Origin of the sequence: Sorangium sp. So ce176 (assembly GCF_051519835.1) — a bacterium.
Lineage (GTDB): Bacteria > Myxococcota_A > Polyangia > Polyangiales > Polyangiaceae > Sorangium > Sorangium cellulosum_G.
Map to the genome: position 1 here is coordinate 2871695 of NZ_CP150371.1, position 16035 is coordinate 2887729.

Below are 16035 nucleotides of genomic sequence, written 5' to 3' on the forward strand. Positions count from 1 at the left end.
ACGGCCTCCTCGTGCCAACATCTCTGTTTTGCAGGAGGTGTGCGTGTCCGACGGGGCGGCGAGCTGGGACGAATTGCTGTTCGACCTGCTGGAAGCACGCGGACACGACGTTTCGCCCGGAGCGCGCGATGCGTGGCGACGGCGCATCGCCGACTGGCGCGCGGCGACGTTGGAGAGATGTCCCGAGCTGAATGTCAGCGAGTTCGATTTCGTCCGAAAGCTCGCGGCGAGCATCGAACGCCCACCGGACGAGGAGGACTCCTGGGACAATCTTCACGGCGACGATCTGTACCTCGCCTGCGGCGCGGCCAGGGGCGATCCGGCGGCGCTCGCGCACGTCGGCGCGATTCTCGAGGAGGAGATGAACAAGGCGCTCCGCCGCTTCGCCGGGGCATCGGACCTGCTCGACGATGTGCGCCAGACCGTGCGCGAGCATCTCTTCGTGGGCCGGGCGAGGCCCCCTACCATAGGCCAGTACGGCGGGCGAGGGTCGCTCCGCGGGTTCCTCCGTGTGATCACGACGCGTACGTGTCTCAACGCCCTCACCCGCGCGGGGGGGGATGCGCGACGTCACGCTCATGACGACGGACTGCTCGCCGCGCTCCCTTCGCCGCTCCAAGATCCAGAGATCTCGCTCCTCAGGAAAACTTACAAATCCGAGTTCGACCAGGCGTTCGCCGAGGCCGTCGCGGAGCTCGAGCCACGGCAGCACACCCTCTTGCGACAGCACTACATCGACGGGCTTCGTCCAGGGGAGATGAGCGTGCTCTACGACGTGCACCGCACGACTGTCCTCCGCTGGCTCCAGCAGATACAGGCTGAGCTGCTGCGCGGCACGCGACGCGCGCTGCAGCGTAGGCTAGGGGGCGCGCCCGAGGAGATCGAGAGCATCCTCCGTATGCTCGCGAGCCAGCTCAACGTGAGCCTGCATCGCTACCTCGCATAGTCACGTGCGCGCACGCGTTGCGTTTCACGAGGGATCGCCCCGACGGAACGTGGGCGATGCCCTCGGTCACCTCGTCGTCCGCTCGGCGAGATTCAGCGCTGTCAAGACACGTCCTCGTGTGTGCCGAGCCTGGTGACGCGCAGCGTTGGACGTCTCGAAATTCCCGCCTTCTCGGTCGACCCATCCTCTCCGCGATCCGGCAGGCGCCGCGCTCGCTCAGAGAACGCCAGGACGCCGCACAGACGACGAAGTCTATCTGTCTTCAGAGCACGATGGCGACTGGTTCGCACTCCGCGTTCGCAGGGGGGATTGTTGCGGCTGACCAAGGATGAGCAAGACCAGTACATTCAGTCTACATGTCCGATCGCCTCAACTCCGCGTTCCCGACTGGATCGCTGACGCGGTGGTCGTGAGTGCGCCGTGGCGGCGCCCGGCTCGCTTCGCCACGCCGCTGGCCCGCATACAACCTATCGCGCTCATGTGGCCCTCTGATGTTGACGTGGTGAGCGGTGGTCTTATGTAATTGCGTGAGGGGTCAACGTCGATGACTCCTTGCCGATGGGAGGGGTGATCATGAAACGCTCGAATCTCGATCTGGTCGATATCACAGATATTCAACGCCAGCGCGCCGCTCGCAGCCCTGCGAGGATGAGCATGAGGAGGTGCCAGGGATTGCTGCTGTCGCTGGCCGTGGGGGCGCTCTCCAGCGGCTGCGCCGTGGAGGCCTCCGATGGCGACGAAGAGGCCTCTATCGGCGACGCCAGTGCCGCCCTGATGACCGGCGCCGTCCAACTGTATGCGGCGCGCAACTTCTCCGGCCGCACGGCGTCGTTCGACGTCGATAAGGGGACGATCGCCGACAGCGGGCGGCTCGCCGCAGCAGGGCTCCACAACGCGGTCGGCTCGCTGTCGCTGTTCGGCGTCCCGTCGTCTGGTTCCGTGTTCGTCTTCGAGCACGAGGACGCGAGCGGCCGCTTCGTGAGCGTGACGGGGAACGCGACGAGCCCAGTCATGGTTCCAGAACTACCACACCTCTATCATCGGGCCTCGGTCGTGTGGGTAGCGGATCATGGCTCGGGTTCGATCCGCATCCCACTCCAAGCGCTGGCGGATCGGGCCCGAAACATTCCTCTTCCGCAGATGCGCCGCGTGTCGTGGCGTCAACCCACGCTCCGGCTCCGACCGATGCAAGGCTTCGCCGACGCCATCGTCGAGGGTGAAGTGCGCGTCCCTTTCCCGCTCAGAAATCGCAAGGTCCGGATCACGGTGCACATTCGTCCGGAGGTGTCGTCGCCAACGGATGTCCGCTTCGTCTACGCCGGGTACGAGCGCGATATCAGACCCTGTTGGTCCAACGACGGTCCGATCTGTGGACCCATGGCCCAGGAGATCGACAGGCATATGGATAGCGCAGGGATCCAGCATCAGCTTGACGAGTCGTTGAACAACATGCTGCTGGAGGCTGGCAAGAGGCTTTCGGCGCTCACATGTCCAGGCGGATCGCTCGGCGTTCGCCGCGTCAACGTTCTCCCGACAGCGATCGAGTTCGTCGTCGCCGAGACGGAGACCGAGCGCGGATGCCTGGAGGTCGTTCGCGCCTTCGTGCCAGACGATGGGCTGAGCCTCGATCGCCCCGCAGGCATGGTCTCGACCGGGATACTCTGACGACGTGCTCCCGCGGATCGAGCGACATGATCGCGCCGCTGGCGGACATGCTCAGCTCGTTCCGGGCATGTGGCCCGGCATGAGCGGTGTCGGCGTACGGCATAGTGAACGAGAAGAAATTGCTCGCCGGATTGCCGTCGCTGTTGCGAACGATGAGCCCGTACATGGTGTCGGCCTCCCTTCAACCGCCCGAACCTCGGCGCGCTGCCACGGGCCCCCCGGGCGGCCGCGCCTCACGCGCCGGGCCCACGCTCAATCGGCGCACATGAGCTGATCGATGATCTCGAAGGTATCGATGACCGTGGCGTACGAGGCCTCGGGGTCGTCGGTCGACGTCGACAGCGACATCACGAGGACGCGAGAGCCGTCGCCGCTCGCGGCGTTCCGGGTCGAGTACCCGAGCGTGCCTCCGGCGTGGCTCCAGTACCCTCCACCGCAGCTGGTCGGGATCCACATGATGCCGAGGCCATACTCGGTGCCGGGCGCGATCGGGTCGAAGGCAGGCGCCGGGACGGTCTCGTGGAGCTCCGCCATCTGCCTGGCCGCGGTATCCGCACGACAAGTTCTGGAGCGAATGGCCGCGCTCCTCCGTGCCCATCCTGGCGATGAACGGCCTGCTCGACCCGCAGACGCCCATCGGCCAGGCGGAGCTGGCGGCCGACAGGCTGACCGCGCCCCACCAGACGTTCGTGGCGGTGCCCTGGAGCCCGCACGTGGTCACGTTCGAGTCCCCCGTGAAGACCGCCGATGCGGCGCCCTGCGGCACGCAGATGATGGCGAAGTTCATCGCGGCCCCCGAGGCCCCGGTCGATACGGCGTGCCTCGACGACCTCGTGCCCGTCGCGTGGGACGAGGATCCGGCGGTCGTCGAGACGCTCTTCGGCACGAAGGACATGTGGGAGAACACGGCTTCGCGCGCCCCCGCGCCGAGGAGGGTGGCGCCGGTCGACTGGGCGGCCATCGCGCGCCTCGTGCGTGAAAAGAGCCTCCGCGTCGAGCGCTGACCCGCACATCCCCGCCGGAGCCTGGGACGGTGTCGGCCCCGCTTCGCCGCGGCGGTCGGCCCCGAGCTGGGCGCCAAGCTCACGGTGGGTGAGGGGCGCGCGACCGGCACCCGCGCGCGATCGGCCACGGCCACGTCGGCCTCACGCGGCCAGCGGCGGCCGTGCGAGGATGTGCGGCGTGACCACATCGCCGCAGAAGCCGCGCAAGGAGCCGCGCCAGGAGCGTTCGCGCAGCACGGTCGACGCCATCCTCGAGGCCGCCGGTGAGCTGATCGAGCGCGAACAGGAGGCGAAGCAGAACCGTGTATCGACCACGCACATCGCCGAGCGCGCTGGCGTCAGTGTGGGCTCGCTGTATCAGTACTTCCCCAACCGCGAGGCGCTGGTCGCGGCGCTCTTGCGCCGCTTCGTGCAGAAGCGCTTCGCCGAGATCCGCCGGGTGCTCGACGAGGTCGAGCCCCTCCCGCTGGACGCGGCGTTGCACCGGCTGGCCGGCCGGCTGATCGAGCTCGAGCTAGCCCACGCGCGCGTGATGAAGGCGCTCATGAAGTGGTTCGTGCGGGTGGGCGACTTCGATCTGATCGCCGATGCCGATCGCGAGGCCGAGGCCGCGCTGGCCGAGCTCCTGGTGCGCATCCGGCCCAAGACCCGCGCTGTGGATCCGCGGCTCGGCGGCTTCTTCCTGTTCCACGCAATGCGAAACACCTTGGGCATGGCGGCCTTCCGCGAGGGCGACATGCTGCGCGCGCCGGCCGCGCAGGCCGAGCTCGCCCGGCTTTTGTACGGCTATTTGCGGCCCGACTGACGGCCGCCGGCGCGCGCGGGCGCGGCGCCAAGAATGCGAATAGCCGGCGCCGGTCGCGCTGCCTAGATCGAGGCGCATGCGATCCTTCGAATGGGTCACGCGCGCCGAGCCACACCGCGCGCGCCGGCGCCGCATCGTGCGCGAGCACCCCGAGATCCGCGCGCTGTTCGGCTACGACCGGCGCACCATCGCGGTCACGCTGGCGGTGGTGCTCGCGCAGTTCGCCGTCGCCTGGTTGCTCGGCGTGTGCGCCGCGCGCTGCTGGGTTGTCACGCTGGCGGCGGCGACGTTCGGCGCGGTGCTCTCGCACTGGTGCGCGATGGCCATCCACGAAGCGGCGCACGATCTGGCCGCGCGCCGCGTGCGCTCGAACAAGGTGCTGGCGCTGATCGCCAACCTGCCGATGGTGCTGCCGGTGGCGATGAGCTTCCGCCGCTACCACCTCGCCCACCACGCGCTGCTCGGTGTGGCCGGCGAGGACACCGATCTGCCGCGTTCGTTCGAGGTGCGACTGATCGGCACCGGCCGCGCGCGCAAGCTCCTGTGGCTGTTCTTCTACATCGTGGCCTACCTGGGCCGCGCCGCGCGCTTCGCCAAGCTGCCGAACCGCGACGAGTGGATCAACCTGGCCATCCAGCTGCCCGCCGCGTGGCTCTCGTGGCGCCTGCTCAGCGCGCCCGGCTTCACTTACTTGCTGCTGTCGACTGCGTATTCCGGGCCGACGTGACGACCGATTCCGAGCGCACGTGACGGCTCGTTCCGCGGGGACGTGACGGGGCGTTCCGGGCCACCCGACGGGGTGTTCCGACACACCTGACGGCTCGTTCCGACGCGCGTGACGGCTCGTTCCGACGCACGTGACGGCTCGTTCCGAGGGGCGTGACGGGCCGTTCCGGCGGGGGTGACGGCCCGTACGCGGCGCTCGCGGTCGCAGCCTCATCGCGTACATGGGCGCGATGTCGGAGCGGCTATCGATGCGGAAGGTTCGAGAGATTTTGAGGCTCAAGTTCGAGTGCCGGCGCAGTCGAACGGAGATCGCGGCGGCGGCGTGCATCGGCGAGAGCACGGTGAGCGGCTACCTGGCGCGGGCGGCGAAGGCCGGGCTGACGTGGGAGGTCGCCCGAGAGATGACGGACGCGGAGGTCGAATCGCAGCTGTTCCGCGATGTGGGCCGCAACGAGCCGCCCGCGCGCGTACCCATCGACTTCCCGTGGGTTCACCGCGAGCTGTCGAAGCCGTGCGTCACGCTGCAGACGCTCTGGCTCGAGTATCGGGAAGCAAGCGCGGCGCAGGCGCCGCTCAGGCCATACGAGTACAGCCGGTTCTGCGACCTGTACGCGGGCTGGAAGAAGAAGCTCGGCGTCGTCATGCGCCAGGTCCATCGCGCCGGCGAGAAGGTCTTCATCGACTACTCGGGTAGGAAGCCGCACCTCGTCGAGCGAACGACCGGCGAGGTGACCGAGATCGAGCTGTTCGTCGCGGTGCTCGGCGCGAGCAACTACACCTATGCCGAGGCGACACGCTCGCAGAAGCTCGCCGACTTCGTCGGCTCGACGGTGCGGATGTTCGAGTACTTCGGCGGCGTGCCCGAGGTGCTCGTCCCGGACCAGCTCCGCAGCGCGGTCTCCGGGCCGGATCGGTACGAGCCGGACGTCAATCCGACCTACCTCGAGATGGCGCAACACTACGGCGTGACGGTGATTCCGGCGCGGCCTCGGAAGCCACGCGACAAGGCGAAGGTCGAGGGCGGCGTGCTCATCGCGCAGCGCTGGATCCTCGCCTCGCTCCGAAACCGGAGCTTCTTCAGCCTCGCCGAGCTCAACACCGCCATCGCGTTGCTGCTCGACCGGCTGAACGCGCGGCCGTTCCAGCGGCTCGACGGCTGCCGGCGCACGGCGTTCGAGAGCCTCGACAGGCCCGCGATGCGGCCGCTGCCGGCGCAGCGGTATGAGCTCGCCGAGTGGAAGCACGCCAAGGTGAATATCGACTACTGCGTTGCCTACGACGACCGCCTCTACAGCGCACCGTACACGCTGGTCGGCGAGCGCGTGGACATCCGAGCGACGGCGTCGGTCGTGGAGCTGTTCCACGGCGGCGTGCGCGTCGCGTCGCACGCGCGCAGCTACGGGCGGAAGGGGATGGCGGTAATCGTCGACGAGCATCGTCCCCGAGCCCATCGCGACTACGGCAAGTGGCCGCCGGAGCGCGTGATCGCATGGGCCGAGACGATCGGCCCGAACGTCGGCGAGCTCGCGCGAGCGATCATGAGCCGCCGCACGCACCCGGAGACGGGGTACCGGACGTGCCTCGGCGTGATCCGGCTCGCGGACAAGTACGGGCGGGAGCGCGTCGACGCCGCATGCGTCCGCGCGCTCCGCATCGGCAGCCCCACCGCGAAGAGCGTGACCGCGATCCTGAAGAACGGCCTCGACCGCGCGTCGCTGGTCGAGCCGCCGCCCCGGGGGCCCCTGGCGCACGAGAACATCCGCGGTGCCGAGTACTTCGACAAGGAGCAGAGGAGTGATCTTGGAAGAGACGATACAGAAGCTGGTCGAGATGAGGCTGAATGCGATGGCGGCGATGCTGCGAGAGAGGGCGGCTGCGCCACCGACGGAGCCGCTGTCCACTGAGGAGATGATCGGGCTGCTCGTCGACCGCGAGTGGACCGCACGCGAGAACAAGCGGCTGCATCGCCTGCTGAAGGATGCGCGGGTGCCGGGAGGCGCGTGCATGGAGGACTTCTCTTGCGACGCAGGGCGTGGCGTGGACAGGTCCTTCGCTCGGTCGCTGGGCTCCTGCCAGTGGGTCCGAGCGAAGCAGAACGTGATCGTGTTGGGAGCGACCGGAGCCGGCAAGAGCTTTCTCGGCGGCGCGCTCGCGCAGGCCGCCTGCAGGCAGGGCTTTCGCGCCTTCGTGATCCGTACGCCGCGCCTGCTCCAGCAGCTCGCGGTCGCACGTGCCGACGGGACCTACGCGAACGCCCTCGCGCGCCTCGCCAAGGTCGCGGTGCTGGTCCTCGACGACTTCCTGCTCGCGCCCATGACCGATGTCGAGAGGCGCGATCTGCTCGAGGTCCTCGAGGACAGATACGATACATCGTCGACGGTGATCACCTCGCAGATACCGACGAAAAGTTGGCACCAAGCCATCGGAGAGGTGAGTATCGCCGACGCGATCTGTGACCGCGTTGTCCACAACGCGCACGTGGTGACACTCCGCGGCGGGTCGATGCGAAAGAAGAAGGCGGTGGCTCCCGAGGTGACCGAGACGAAGACCTGACCGCGCTCGTCGCTACGCTCCGGTCCACGTCACGCCGGACTGGGCCGTCACGTCGCTCCGGAACGAGCCGTCACGTCCGTCGGAATACGCAGTCGACCTTGATCGGCCACAGCCTGCACCCGGTGGCCGGCCACTTCGTGCACGAGCACTACGTGTACGCGCCCGAGCAGGAGACCTACAGCTACTACGGGCCGCTCAACCACGTGACGTTCAACGTGGGTTACCACGTCGAGCACCACGACTTCATGAACGTGCCCGGCTGGCGCCTGCCCGCGCTGCACCGCATCGCCAAGCGCCACTACGACACGCTGGTATCGCACCGCTCGTGGACCTGGGTGCTGTGGCACTTCATCACGAACCCAGCGATGGGCCCGCACGCCCGCATCGTGCGCTCCCGCGCCGTCCATGATGGCGCCGTGAGGCGGTCGATCCAGGTTGGCGCCAGCGATGAAGGAGCGCGGAAGCCGATCCAGAGGACGTAGACGGAGAGGCCGCGCACGACCTCGGCGTCGAGGAGCCGCGCGCGATGCCGGCGCCGACGAGGTTGAGCAGGAAGAAGGGCAGGACCCGCTTCAGGATTTCGCTCACGCGCTCACGCGCTCAGCGCTCCTCGGCCGCGGGCGGTGGGCGGCCCGGCTGCTCCAGCTCGTCGAGCCGCGTCCGGCGGAGACCGTGGCCGACCTCCTGGCAGACCTCGACTATTTCCGGACCTCGCTTGGTGAAAAGCTGTACTATCCGCGGGCCATCGCCCCCTCGGAACGAGCCGTCACGTGCGCTCGGGATCGGCCGTCACGTCGGCCCGGAATGCGCATCCTGTGGCCGTCCCGGCGCCGCGGGGCGCCCTGACCGGGGCCTCATGCGTCGATCAAACCACCTCCGGCGCCCGAGCTTCGTCGTCGGGAGACCCGACGCCCGCGCCGAGGTGGTCGTGCGTCGAGGACGCCGCCGCCTCGAGCCTCCGGGGTGCCCCGGTGAAGGCGGGGTTGTCGCTCCTGAGGGGCATCTTGCTCATCGCCCGTTCGGCCATGGCGGTGATCGTGAGGGACGGGTTCACGCCCAGGTTCGAGGGCACCATCGAGCCGTCGACCACATACAGGTTCCCGTGGCCGAACACCTGATTGTGCTGATCGATCACCCCGCGCTCCGGGCTGTCGGCGATGGCGCAGCCGCCGAGGATGTGCGCGGTGGTCGGGACGTTGAGCACGGCCTCGTTGATGGCGTTGCGCGGGGTGCCGTTCATCAGCACACCGAGCCGCTTGCCCACCTCGTTGGCGATGGGGATGTACGCCGGCGGCTTCGGCTGCCCGGGCGGCCTGCGCGTGGTCATGCCGCCGCGCTTCCACACGAGCTGCATGTAGTTGTCCACCGTCTGCATCACGAGGAGGATCGTGGAGCGCTTCGCGAACTTGAACGGCAGGAGCCCGAAGATCAGGTCAATCGGGTGAAGCAGCCGCCGGCCCAGCCAGCGCACCCAGCGCGGCAATCCCGGCCTGTCGTCGGTGAGCACCGTGCCGAGCGCGCCCATCACGTCGGAGCCGGCCGGGTAGCGCACCGGCTCGATGTGCGTGCGCGCGTCCGGGTAGATGCCGCTCGTGATCGCGATGCCGCGGGAGTAGTCGATCCGGTCGTCCCTCGCCGTCACCCCCAGGATGACCTCGCTGTTGGTGCGCACGTAATTGCCGAGCTGCGCGGAGAGATGCGGTAAACGCCCCTCGGCGCGCGCCCTGAGCAGGAGCTTCACCGTGCCCAGCACGCCGGCGCTGAGCACCACCCCCCGCGCCCGGAGCCGGCGGCGCCGCTTGTTGAGCAGCGCGGTGGAGCGCTCCAGGGTGAGCTCGTAGCCGCCGCCCGGGAGGGCGTCGATGGCGGTGACCATGGTCTCGGGCTGGATGGTGCAGCCCTTCTTCTCGGCCAGATAAAGGTAGTTGAGATCGAGGGTGTTCTTGGCGCCGAAGCGGCAGCCCACCATGCATCCGCCGCAGTGGACGCACGTGGCGCGCTCCGGCCCCTCGCCGCCGAAGAACGGGTCGGGCACGCGCTGCCCCTCCTGCTCGCCCTCCTTCGCGAAGAGCACGGCCACGTTCGTGACGTGAAACGTGTCCCCGCGGCCCATCTCGTCGGCGATCTGCCGGAGCTGCCTGTCCGCCGGCCAGAGCTTCGGGTTCGGGGTCACGCCGAGCATGCGCTTCGCCGTCTCGTAGAAGGGCATCAGCTCGCCGCGCCAGTCCGTGCCGGCGGGCCAGCCCGGGCCCGAGAAGGCCTCGAGGGGAGGCACGAGGAGGGTGTTGGCGTAGACAAGCGACCCGCCGCCCACGCCCGCGCCCGACAGGATGAGCGTGTCCCGGAGCAGGGTCAGCCGCTGGATCCCGTGACACAGCAGCCTGGGCGCCCAGAGGAACTTCCGTACATTCCAGTTGGTCCTGGGGAAATCCTCCTTGCTCCAGCGCTTGCCGCACTCGAGCACCGTGACCTTGTAGCCCTTCTCGGTGAGGCGCAGCGCGGAGACGCTGCCCCCGAAGCCGGAGCCCACGATCGCGAAGTCGACGTCGAAGTCCATGCGCACCCGCTCCTCGGAGCGGAGTATGGTGCAGCTGGCCTCCGGCGCCCACAGCGGACGCAGGTCCGTCCCGCCGCTCGCCCGCCAGCGCGCCGAGGAGCGCTCGGCCGCCGCGCGCACAAGGCGTCACAGAGAGCCTGCCCCTGCGCCACGCGGGAGGGCATCGATCCGATGCTTGCTGTCGACGGGATGTCAGGTCCAGGTGGTGATGAATCCCAGCTGGCCGCCTCGTGCGCGGTCTTCTTTCCGCTCGCGGCCCGCCGTCAGACCACGCCGAGCGCGATCATGGCGCGCGCGACCCGCAGGAACCCCGCGACGTTCGCGCCCACCACATAGTTGCCCGACACGCCGAGCTCCTCCGCCGTGTCGTAGCACGTGCGATGGATGTTCGTCATGATCTCGGCGAGCCGCTTTTCGGTGTGCTCGAACGACCACGAGTCGCGGCTCGCGTTCTGCTGCATCTCGAGCGCCGAGGTCGCCACGCCGCCGGCGTTCGCCGCCTTGCCGGGGCCGAACGCCACCCCGGACTCGAGGAAGACGCGCACGCCGTCGGGCGTGGTGGGCATGTTCGCGCCCTCGGCGACGGCGCGGCACCCGTTCTTCACCAGCGTCGCCGCGTCGCGCGCGTTCAGCTCGTTCTGCGTCGCGCAGGGGAGGGCGATCTGGCATGGCACCTCCCAGACATTGCCGCCCGGCACGAAGCGCGAGCGCCGGCCGCGCCGCGTCGCGTACTCGCTGATGCGAGCGCGTTCGACCTCCTTCACCTGCTTGAGCAGCGCGAGATCGATGCCGTCGGGGTCGTGCACGTAGCCGCTCGAGTCCGAGCACGCAACGACGTGGGCCCCGAGCTGCTCCAGCTTCTGGCTCGCGTAGAGCGCGACGTTGCCCGAGCCCGACACAACGCACGTCTTGTCCGTGAGCTTCTCGCCGCGCACCCGCAGCATGTCGGCGACGAAGTAGACAGCGCCAAAGCCGGTCGCCTCCTTGCGCACCAGCGAGCCGCCCCACGCGAGGCCCTTGCCGGTGAGCACGCCCGACTCGTAGCGGTTCGTGAGGCGCTTGTACTGCCCGAACATGTACCCGAGCTCGCGCTCGCCCACGCCGATGTCGCCCGCCGGCACGTCGGTGTACTCGCCGAGGTGGCGGTGGAGCTCGGTCATGAAGCTCTGGCAGAAGCGCATGATCTCGCCTTCGGACTTCCCCTTGGGGTCGAAGTCCGCGCCGCCCTTGCCGCCGCCGATCGGCATCCCGGTGAGCGCGTTCTTGAAGACCTGCTCGAAGCCGAGGAACTTGATGGTCCCGAGGTAGACCGTCGGGTGGAAGCGGAGGCCTCCCTTGTAGGGACCGAGCGCGCTGTTCACCTGCACACGGAAGCCGCGGTTCAGCTGCACCTCGCCGCGGTCGTCGACCCACGGCACGCGGAAGATCACCTGGCGCTCGGGCTCACAGATGCGCTCGATGATCTTGTGCCGCGTCAGCTCGGGATGCTTGGAGAACACCGGGCCGAGGGACTCGAGGACCTCACGGACCGCCTGGTGGAACTCCGATTCGCCGGGGTTGCGGCGAACGATCTGCTCGAAGAGTGGCTCAACTTTCTCGTCCAAATGCACCATGTCGAGGGGAGGTATACACCGGCGCGGCGCGCGGTGCAGGCGTCGTCGCCATCGCCCCCGGTTGTTCGGAGTATGCAGCCCGCCCTCCGGGATAGTACCGGTGTTAAATTGTTAATACAGTGTAATTTCAGGAGGGAGGCGGACCGCAAAGGGACCTTCTGTCGCCTGACGCGGGTGTGGCGGTTCGCCCTTGACATCGCATGGCGTCGAGCATCGTTGAGAGCGCTGGTGACCGAGCTTACGGCGCTCAGGTGAGAGAGAAGGGGCGGCGACGGCCCAAGCCGCGGCGACCTTCGAGCTCTGCTTCGGCGAAACGGCCCCGCACGGCCTCATCGCACGATGCGCTGACGAGCGGAGGCTCGCCGCTCCAGCACACGCAGGCTTCAAGACCTCCGTCATGGTGCTCATTCAAAAGTCCTCCGTGACAATGGATTCCGTGAGCCGGTCCGGGCCACGTCGCGCAGGAGGCTGCGGGCAGGAGTCCCCACACGCACGAATGATGTGCACGATGCGAGGTCGGGCGTGGTTTGCCGCGAACCTCCGGGGAGATCAGCCGGACATCGTCGTGCAGGCCACGACTTCGCGTCAATCAAAAAGCACGTTTTGGCCTGTGGTTCCGCGGTTCCGCGGTCGCAGCAGAGCGCAGCAGAGCGCAGCAGAGCGCAGCAGGTCACCGTGGATCGCAGCGGATCGTCATGACATATTGTGGCTCAGCACGGATGCTCGAACACGAGGATGGGTATCTCGATGCTCGGGGGCCGCGATGAGGACCCTCCGCGGCTGCCGTGCCGGCGCTCGAGAGGGCGGCGGCTCCACCAAGGGGCGGCTTCGAGCCGCATGTCGACGGGAGGACTTATGCAAGTGATCGTCGCGGGCGCCGGGATCGGCGGCCTGACCGTGGCCCTGGCGCTTCACGCCTCGGGCCATGAGGTGACGGTGTTCGAGGCGGCGTCCAGCATCCTGGCGCTCGGGGTCGGCATCAACCTCCTGCCCAACGCCGTCGAGGTGCTGGGCGAGCTGGGCCTGGCCGAGGCCCTCCTGGCGCAGGGGGTGGCGACCCGCGAGATTGTCTATTTCAACCGCTTCGGCCAGCGCATCTGGGGCGAGCCGCGCGGCCGCTTCGCCGGGCATGCCGCGCCGCAGATCTCCCTGCACCGCGGCGCGCTGCAGGGCGTGCTGCTCGACGCCGCCGTCGAGCGGCTGGGCCCTGACCGGGTGATCTGCGATCGGCGCTTCTCGGGCCACGAGGAGGGCGGAGGCCGCGTCGTGGCGCGCTTCCTCGATCGCGCGGGCGCGGCCAGGACGGTGGATGCCGACCTCCTGATCTGCGCCGACGGCATCCACTCGGCGGCGCGCGCCGCCCTCTATCCGGACGAGGGGCCGCCGATGTACGGCGGTCACCTCCTGTGGCGGGCGACGACGCTGGCGGCGCCCTTCCTCACCGGCGCCAGCATGATCATCGCCGGGCATCAGGACCAGAAGTTCGTCGCCTATCCGATCTCCCCACCGGGGCCGGACGGCCGCCAGAGGATCAACTGGGCCACCGATCTCGCTGTCGCCAGGAACCTGCGACGGGAGGACTGGAACCGGCCGGGCGACCCGGCCGACTTCCTGTCGAGGTTCGAGGACTGGCGCTTCGGCTGGCTGGATGTGCCCGGCCTGGTCCGGGACGCCGAGGCGATCTACGAGTTCCCGCTCGTCGACCGCGATCCCCTACCGCGCTGGAGCCATGGGCGCATGACGCTGCTGGGCGACGCCGCCCATCCCATGTATCCGAACGGCTCCAACGGGGCCACCCAGGCCATCCTGGACGCCCGCGCCCTGGTCCGCGCGCTCGCCGCCCATGCCGATCCGGTGGAAGCGCTGGCCGCCTACGAGGCCGAGCGCCTGCCCGCCACCGCCGCCATCGTCGCGGCCAACCGCCGCAACGGTCCGGAGCATTGCCTGCAGGTCGCCTACGAGCGCGCGCCCGGCGGCTTCGACCGTATCGAGGACGTCTTCGCCCCCGGCGAGCTGGAAGCCATGTCCGCCCACTACAAGGTGCTGAGCGGCCTGCAGCGCGCCTCGGAGCCCCTCGGGCGCTGACGTCCGTCCCGGGTCACGTCGGCGGCTGTCCGCCCGTTGTTGCGCGCGTTTGCCGACACGCCCTACCAGGATGGAGATGCCTTGCGGCCTGATCCCGTCCGCCGGGGCTCGAGCTCGAGGTGCTTCTCACGCGCGTTGCGCCGATGCCATCGCTCGAGCACGTCGCCAAGGGCCGCGACGATCCTGCCGAGCGCTGCCCCGAGGCCAGGCGGAGGCTCGTCGCACAGCGTCGGTGCGACCGAGAGCCGCAGCCGGTCCTGGATGATCTCCTGAGCGCGGCGAATGGATCGTGGATCTCGGCGGTCGAACCAGATCGCCTCGCCGAACGACTCGCTGGCCTCGGGGCCTTGGTCCTCCGCGGGCCCGAGGTACAGGGTCACTGTGTGTCGTCCCAGTGTGGCGGGTGGATCGATCCGCATGTTCCTGGGAAACAGCGTGCTCCGCGCTCGTGACAGATCGGTGGCGCAAGCGAAGCTTCTCCGTTGCAGCGCGTCGGCCCGCGACGAGGCGGCGCAGCGGCGGCTCCGGGAGATCTCCGAGCGCCTGACCGGCGTCACCCGGCCTGTCTGACCAGGCCGAATCGGGCAACTCGAGCGGGCGGATCTTGTTACGGTGCCCGGATGCCTTCTCAGCGCACCCTCCTGCCGCGGTCGGCGCCGGCTGCCTCGGGGGTGTCGTCCCGTTCGATCGCCGCGCTGCTGGACCGGCTCGAAGCGCGATCCGTCGAGTGTCACTCCCTCATGGTGGTACGCCACGGTCACGTCGTCGCCGAAGGCTGGTGGGCGCCGTACTCGGCCGAACGCCCGCACCTTCTCTACTCGCTGACCAAGTCGTTCACCTCGGTCGCCGTGGGGCTCGCGATCGCCGACGGGCTGCTCTCGCTGGACGACAGGGTGGTGGACGTGTTGCCCGACAACGTTCCGGCCGACATCTCGGAGCAGGGGCGCCGCCTCACCGTTCACCACCTGCTGTCGATGACGGCCGGACACCGCACGGACAGCCTCGCCGAGGCCTGGCAGCTCGAGCCGGGCGACCTGGTGAAGGGCTTCCTGCGCGTACAGCTCACCGAGGCGGAGGGAACACGGCACACCTATGACAATTCGACCACCTTCGTCCTGGCCCGGATGGTGGAACGGGTCACCGGCCGCGGCCTCCCGGAGCTGCTCGACGAGCGCCTCTTCAAGCCGATGGGCATCGAGCACGCCGAATGGGACCGGGTGGCGAGCGGCGCCGCCTTCGGATTCCACGGACTGCACCTCACGACCGAGGCTGTCGCCGCCTTCGGCGAGCTGCTGCTGCGCGGAGGCCGCTGGGGCGACCGGCGGCTCGTTCCGCGCGAATGGGTGGAGCTCGCGACCAGACGGCATATCGAGACACTGCAGATCGAGGACTGGTCGGAGAGCCCCGACTCACTTTGCGGGTACGGCTACCAGTTCTGGATGTCGCGTCACGGTTATCGCGGTCAGGGCGCCTTCAGCCAGCTGTGCGTGGTCGTCCCGTCGCACGATCTCGTTGTCGCCGTGACCGGCGCGGCAACGCAGATCGAGGCAGTGCTCGACCCCTTGTGGGAGTGCCTGCTGCCCGGCATGGACGACGCGGGAAGCACCCGGGACGACGAGATCCTCGCCGATCGGCTGCGGCGGCTGTCCTTCGCGCCGGTGCCGGGTTCGGCCGCCCCGGAGCGCTCTGCCAAGGCGAGGCTCGACGCCTCCGCCGAGGGGGCGGCGCTGCCCGACGGAACCACGGTGATCGTCGATCCCGTGGGCGATGGATGGCTCCTGCGATTCGGGTCGTTCCTCGACGTCGAGGTCGGCCACGGCGAATGGCGGGAGAGCTCGCCGCTCGGCCGCCCTGTGGTCGCGGCTGGCGCCTGGCAGGGCAACACGTTCGTCGCCGAGCTCTACGTCATCACCACCCCGCACCGGGTCCGGCTGGTGGTCGACGCCGACGCGGGGACAGCGCAGGCGACGTGGAGCACCGTGCCCCTGACCAGCCCCGATCTGATGTTGCATCTGCGGTCGCCATTGATGACACGGCCCGACGTCGCCTAGAGACGGCCTGGTCGGATCCGATCGCCGCTC

General features: G+C 68.9%; 13 protein-coding genes and 1 pseudogene. 10 read left to right on the plus strand and 4 right to left on the minus strand.

Annotation, left to right across the window (positions count from 1 at the left end; translation table 11 throughout):
* Window positions 1-43: 43 nt before the first annotated feature.
* Together WMF42_RS11075 and WMF42_RS11080 are read left to right on the plus strand one after the other, a co-directional pair.
* On the plus strand, window positions 44-946 hold the full coding sequence (locus WMF42_RS11075) for a hypothetical protein (protein WP_437691879.1): 903 nt from the start codon (window positions 44-46) through the stop codon (window positions 944-946).
* A 573-nt stretch (window positions 947-1519) separates the two neighbouring features.
* Window positions 1520-2611 (plus strand): hypothetical protein, encoded by a 1092-nt coding sequence (locus tag WMF42_RS11080; protein WP_437691880.1) that lies wholly within the window; start codon window positions 1520-1522, stop codon window positions 2609-2611.
* A 252-nt stretch (window positions 2612-2863) separates the two neighbouring features.
* On the opposite strand, the gene WMF42_RS11085 is transcribed toward WMF42_RS11080, so the two are convergent.
* Window positions 2864-3145, minus strand: a complete 282-nt coding sequence (locus WMF42_RS11085) for a hypothetical protein (protein WP_437691881.1) — start codon at window positions 3143-3145, stop codon at window positions 2864-2866.
* A gap of 56 nt (window positions 3146-3201) precedes the next feature.
* On the opposite strand from WMF42_RS11085, the gene WMF42_RS11090 reads away from it, so the two are divergent.
* The 6 genes and pseudogenes from WMF42_RS11090 to WMF42_RS11115 all read left to right on the plus strand — a co-directional run bounded on the left by WMF42_RS11090 (window position 3202) and on the right by WMF42_RS11115 (window position 8181).
* On the plus strand, window positions 3202-3615 hold the full coding sequence (locus WMF42_RS11090) for a hypothetical protein (protein ID WP_233561244.1): 414 nt from the start codon (window positions 3202-3204) through the stop codon (window positions 3613-3615).
* Window positions 3616-3793: 178 nt separating this feature from the next.
* Window positions 3794-4420 carry a TetR/AcrR family transcriptional regulator gene (locus tag WMF42_RS11095; RefSeq protein WP_233561243.1) on the plus strand — a complete coding sequence of 209 codons (627 nt, stop codon included), beginning with the start codon at window positions 3794-3796 and terminating at the stop codon, window positions 4418-4420.
* 76 nt (window positions 4421-4496) lie between these two features.
* Window positions 4497-5147 (plus strand): fatty acid desaturase, encoded by a 651-nt coding sequence (locus WMF42_RS11100; RefSeq protein ID WP_437691882.1) that lies wholly within the window; start codon window positions 4497-4499, stop codon window positions 5145-5147.
* 247 nt (window positions 5148-5394) lie between these two features.
* Window positions 5395-6927, plus strand: a pseudogene (gene istA, locus WMF42_RS11105) (IS21 family transposase); the annotation flags it as partial.
* 73 nt (window positions 6928-7000) lie between these two features.
* On the plus strand, window positions 7001-7699 hold the full coding sequence (gene istB, locus WMF42_RS11110) for an IS21-like element helper ATPase IstB (RefSeq protein ID WP_437694253.1): 699 nt from the start codon (window positions 7001-7003) through the stop codon (window positions 7697-7699).
* A 98-nt stretch (window positions 7700-7797) separates the two neighbouring features.
* Window positions 7798-8181 (plus strand): fatty acid desaturase, encoded by a 384-nt coding sequence (locus WMF42_RS11115; protein ID WP_437691883.1) that lies wholly within the window; start codon window positions 7798-7800, stop codon window positions 8179-8181.
* 383 nt (window positions 8182-8564) lie between these two features.
* Here WMF42_RS11115 and WMF42_RS11120 read toward each other — a convergent pair whose 3' ends face one another.
* Window positions 8565-10256 (minus strand): GMC oxidoreductase, encoded by a 1692-nt coding sequence (locus WMF42_RS11120; protein WP_081426301.1) that lies wholly within the window; start codon window positions 10254-10256, stop codon window positions 8565-8567.
* A 263-nt stretch (window positions 10257-10519) separates the two neighbouring features.
* Window positions 10520-11869 carry an NADP-specific glutamate dehydrogenase gene (gene gdhA, locus WMF42_RS11125; RefSeq protein ID WP_061606938.1) on the minus strand — a complete coding sequence of 450 codons (1350 nt, stop codon included), beginning with the start codon at window positions 11867-11869 and terminating at the stop codon, window positions 10520-10522.
* Between the two features lie 855 nt (window positions 11870-12724).
* Between gdhA and WMF42_RS11130 the strand changes: the two genes are divergently transcribed.
* Complete coding sequence (locus WMF42_RS11130; RefSeq protein WP_437694255.1) at window positions 12725-13954, plus strand: flavin-dependent oxidoreductase; 1230 nt, start codon at window positions 12725-12727, stop codon at window positions 13952-13954.
* 62 nt (window positions 13955-14016) lie between these two features.
* Here WMF42_RS11130 and WMF42_RS11135 read toward each other — a convergent pair whose 3' ends face one another.
* Window positions 14017-14334, minus strand: a complete 318-nt coding sequence (locus tag WMF42_RS11135; RefSeq protein WP_061606936.1) for a hypothetical protein — start codon at window positions 14332-14334, stop codon at window positions 14017-14019.
* A 240-nt stretch (window positions 14335-14574) separates the two neighbouring features.
* Between WMF42_RS11135 and WMF42_RS11140 the strand changes: the two genes are divergently transcribed.
* On the plus strand, window positions 14575-16005 hold the full coding sequence (locus tag WMF42_RS11140; protein ID WP_437691884.1) for a serine hydrolase domain-containing protein: 1431 nt from the start codon (window positions 14575-14577) through the stop codon (window positions 16003-16005).
* The last annotated feature ends 30 nt before the right edge of the window (window positions 16006-16035 follow it).

What these genes read in the sequence shown, in the direction of transcription:
- WMF42_RS11080 (WP_437691880.1), top strand. Translation starts at nt 1,520, where the DNA reads ATGAAACGCTCGAATCTCGATCTGGTCGATATCACAGATATTCAACGC.
- WMF42_RS11085 (WP_437691881.1), bottom strand. Translation starts at nt 3,145, where the DNA reads ATGGCGGAGCTCCACGAGACCGTCCCGGCGCCTGCCTTCGACCCGATC.
- WMF42_RS11100 (WP_437691882.1), top strand. Translation starts at nt 4,497, where the DNA reads ATGCGATCCTTCGAATGGGTCACGCGCGCCGAGCCACACCGCGCGCGC.
- istB (WP_437694253.1), top strand. Translation starts at nt 7,001, where the DNA reads ATGCTGCGAGAGAGGGCGGCTGCGCCACCGACGGAGCCGCTGTCCACT.
- WMF42_RS11120 (WP_081426301.1), bottom strand. Translation starts at nt 10,256, where the DNA reads ATGGACTTCGACGTCGACTTCGCGATCGTGGGCTCCGGCTTCGGGGGC.
- gdhA (WP_061606938.1), bottom strand. Translation starts at nt 11,869, where the DNA reads ATGGTGCATTTGGACGAGAAAGTTGAGCCACTCTTCGAGCAGATCGTT.
- WMF42_RS11130 (WP_437694255.1), top strand. Translation starts at nt 12,725, where the DNA reads ATGCAAGTGATCGTCGCGGGCGCCGGGATCGGCGGCCTGACCGTGGCC.
- WMF42_RS11140 (WP_437691884.1), top strand. Translation starts at nt 14,575, where the DNA reads ATGCCTTCTCAGCGCACCCTCCTGCCGCGGTCGGCGCCGGCTGCCTCG.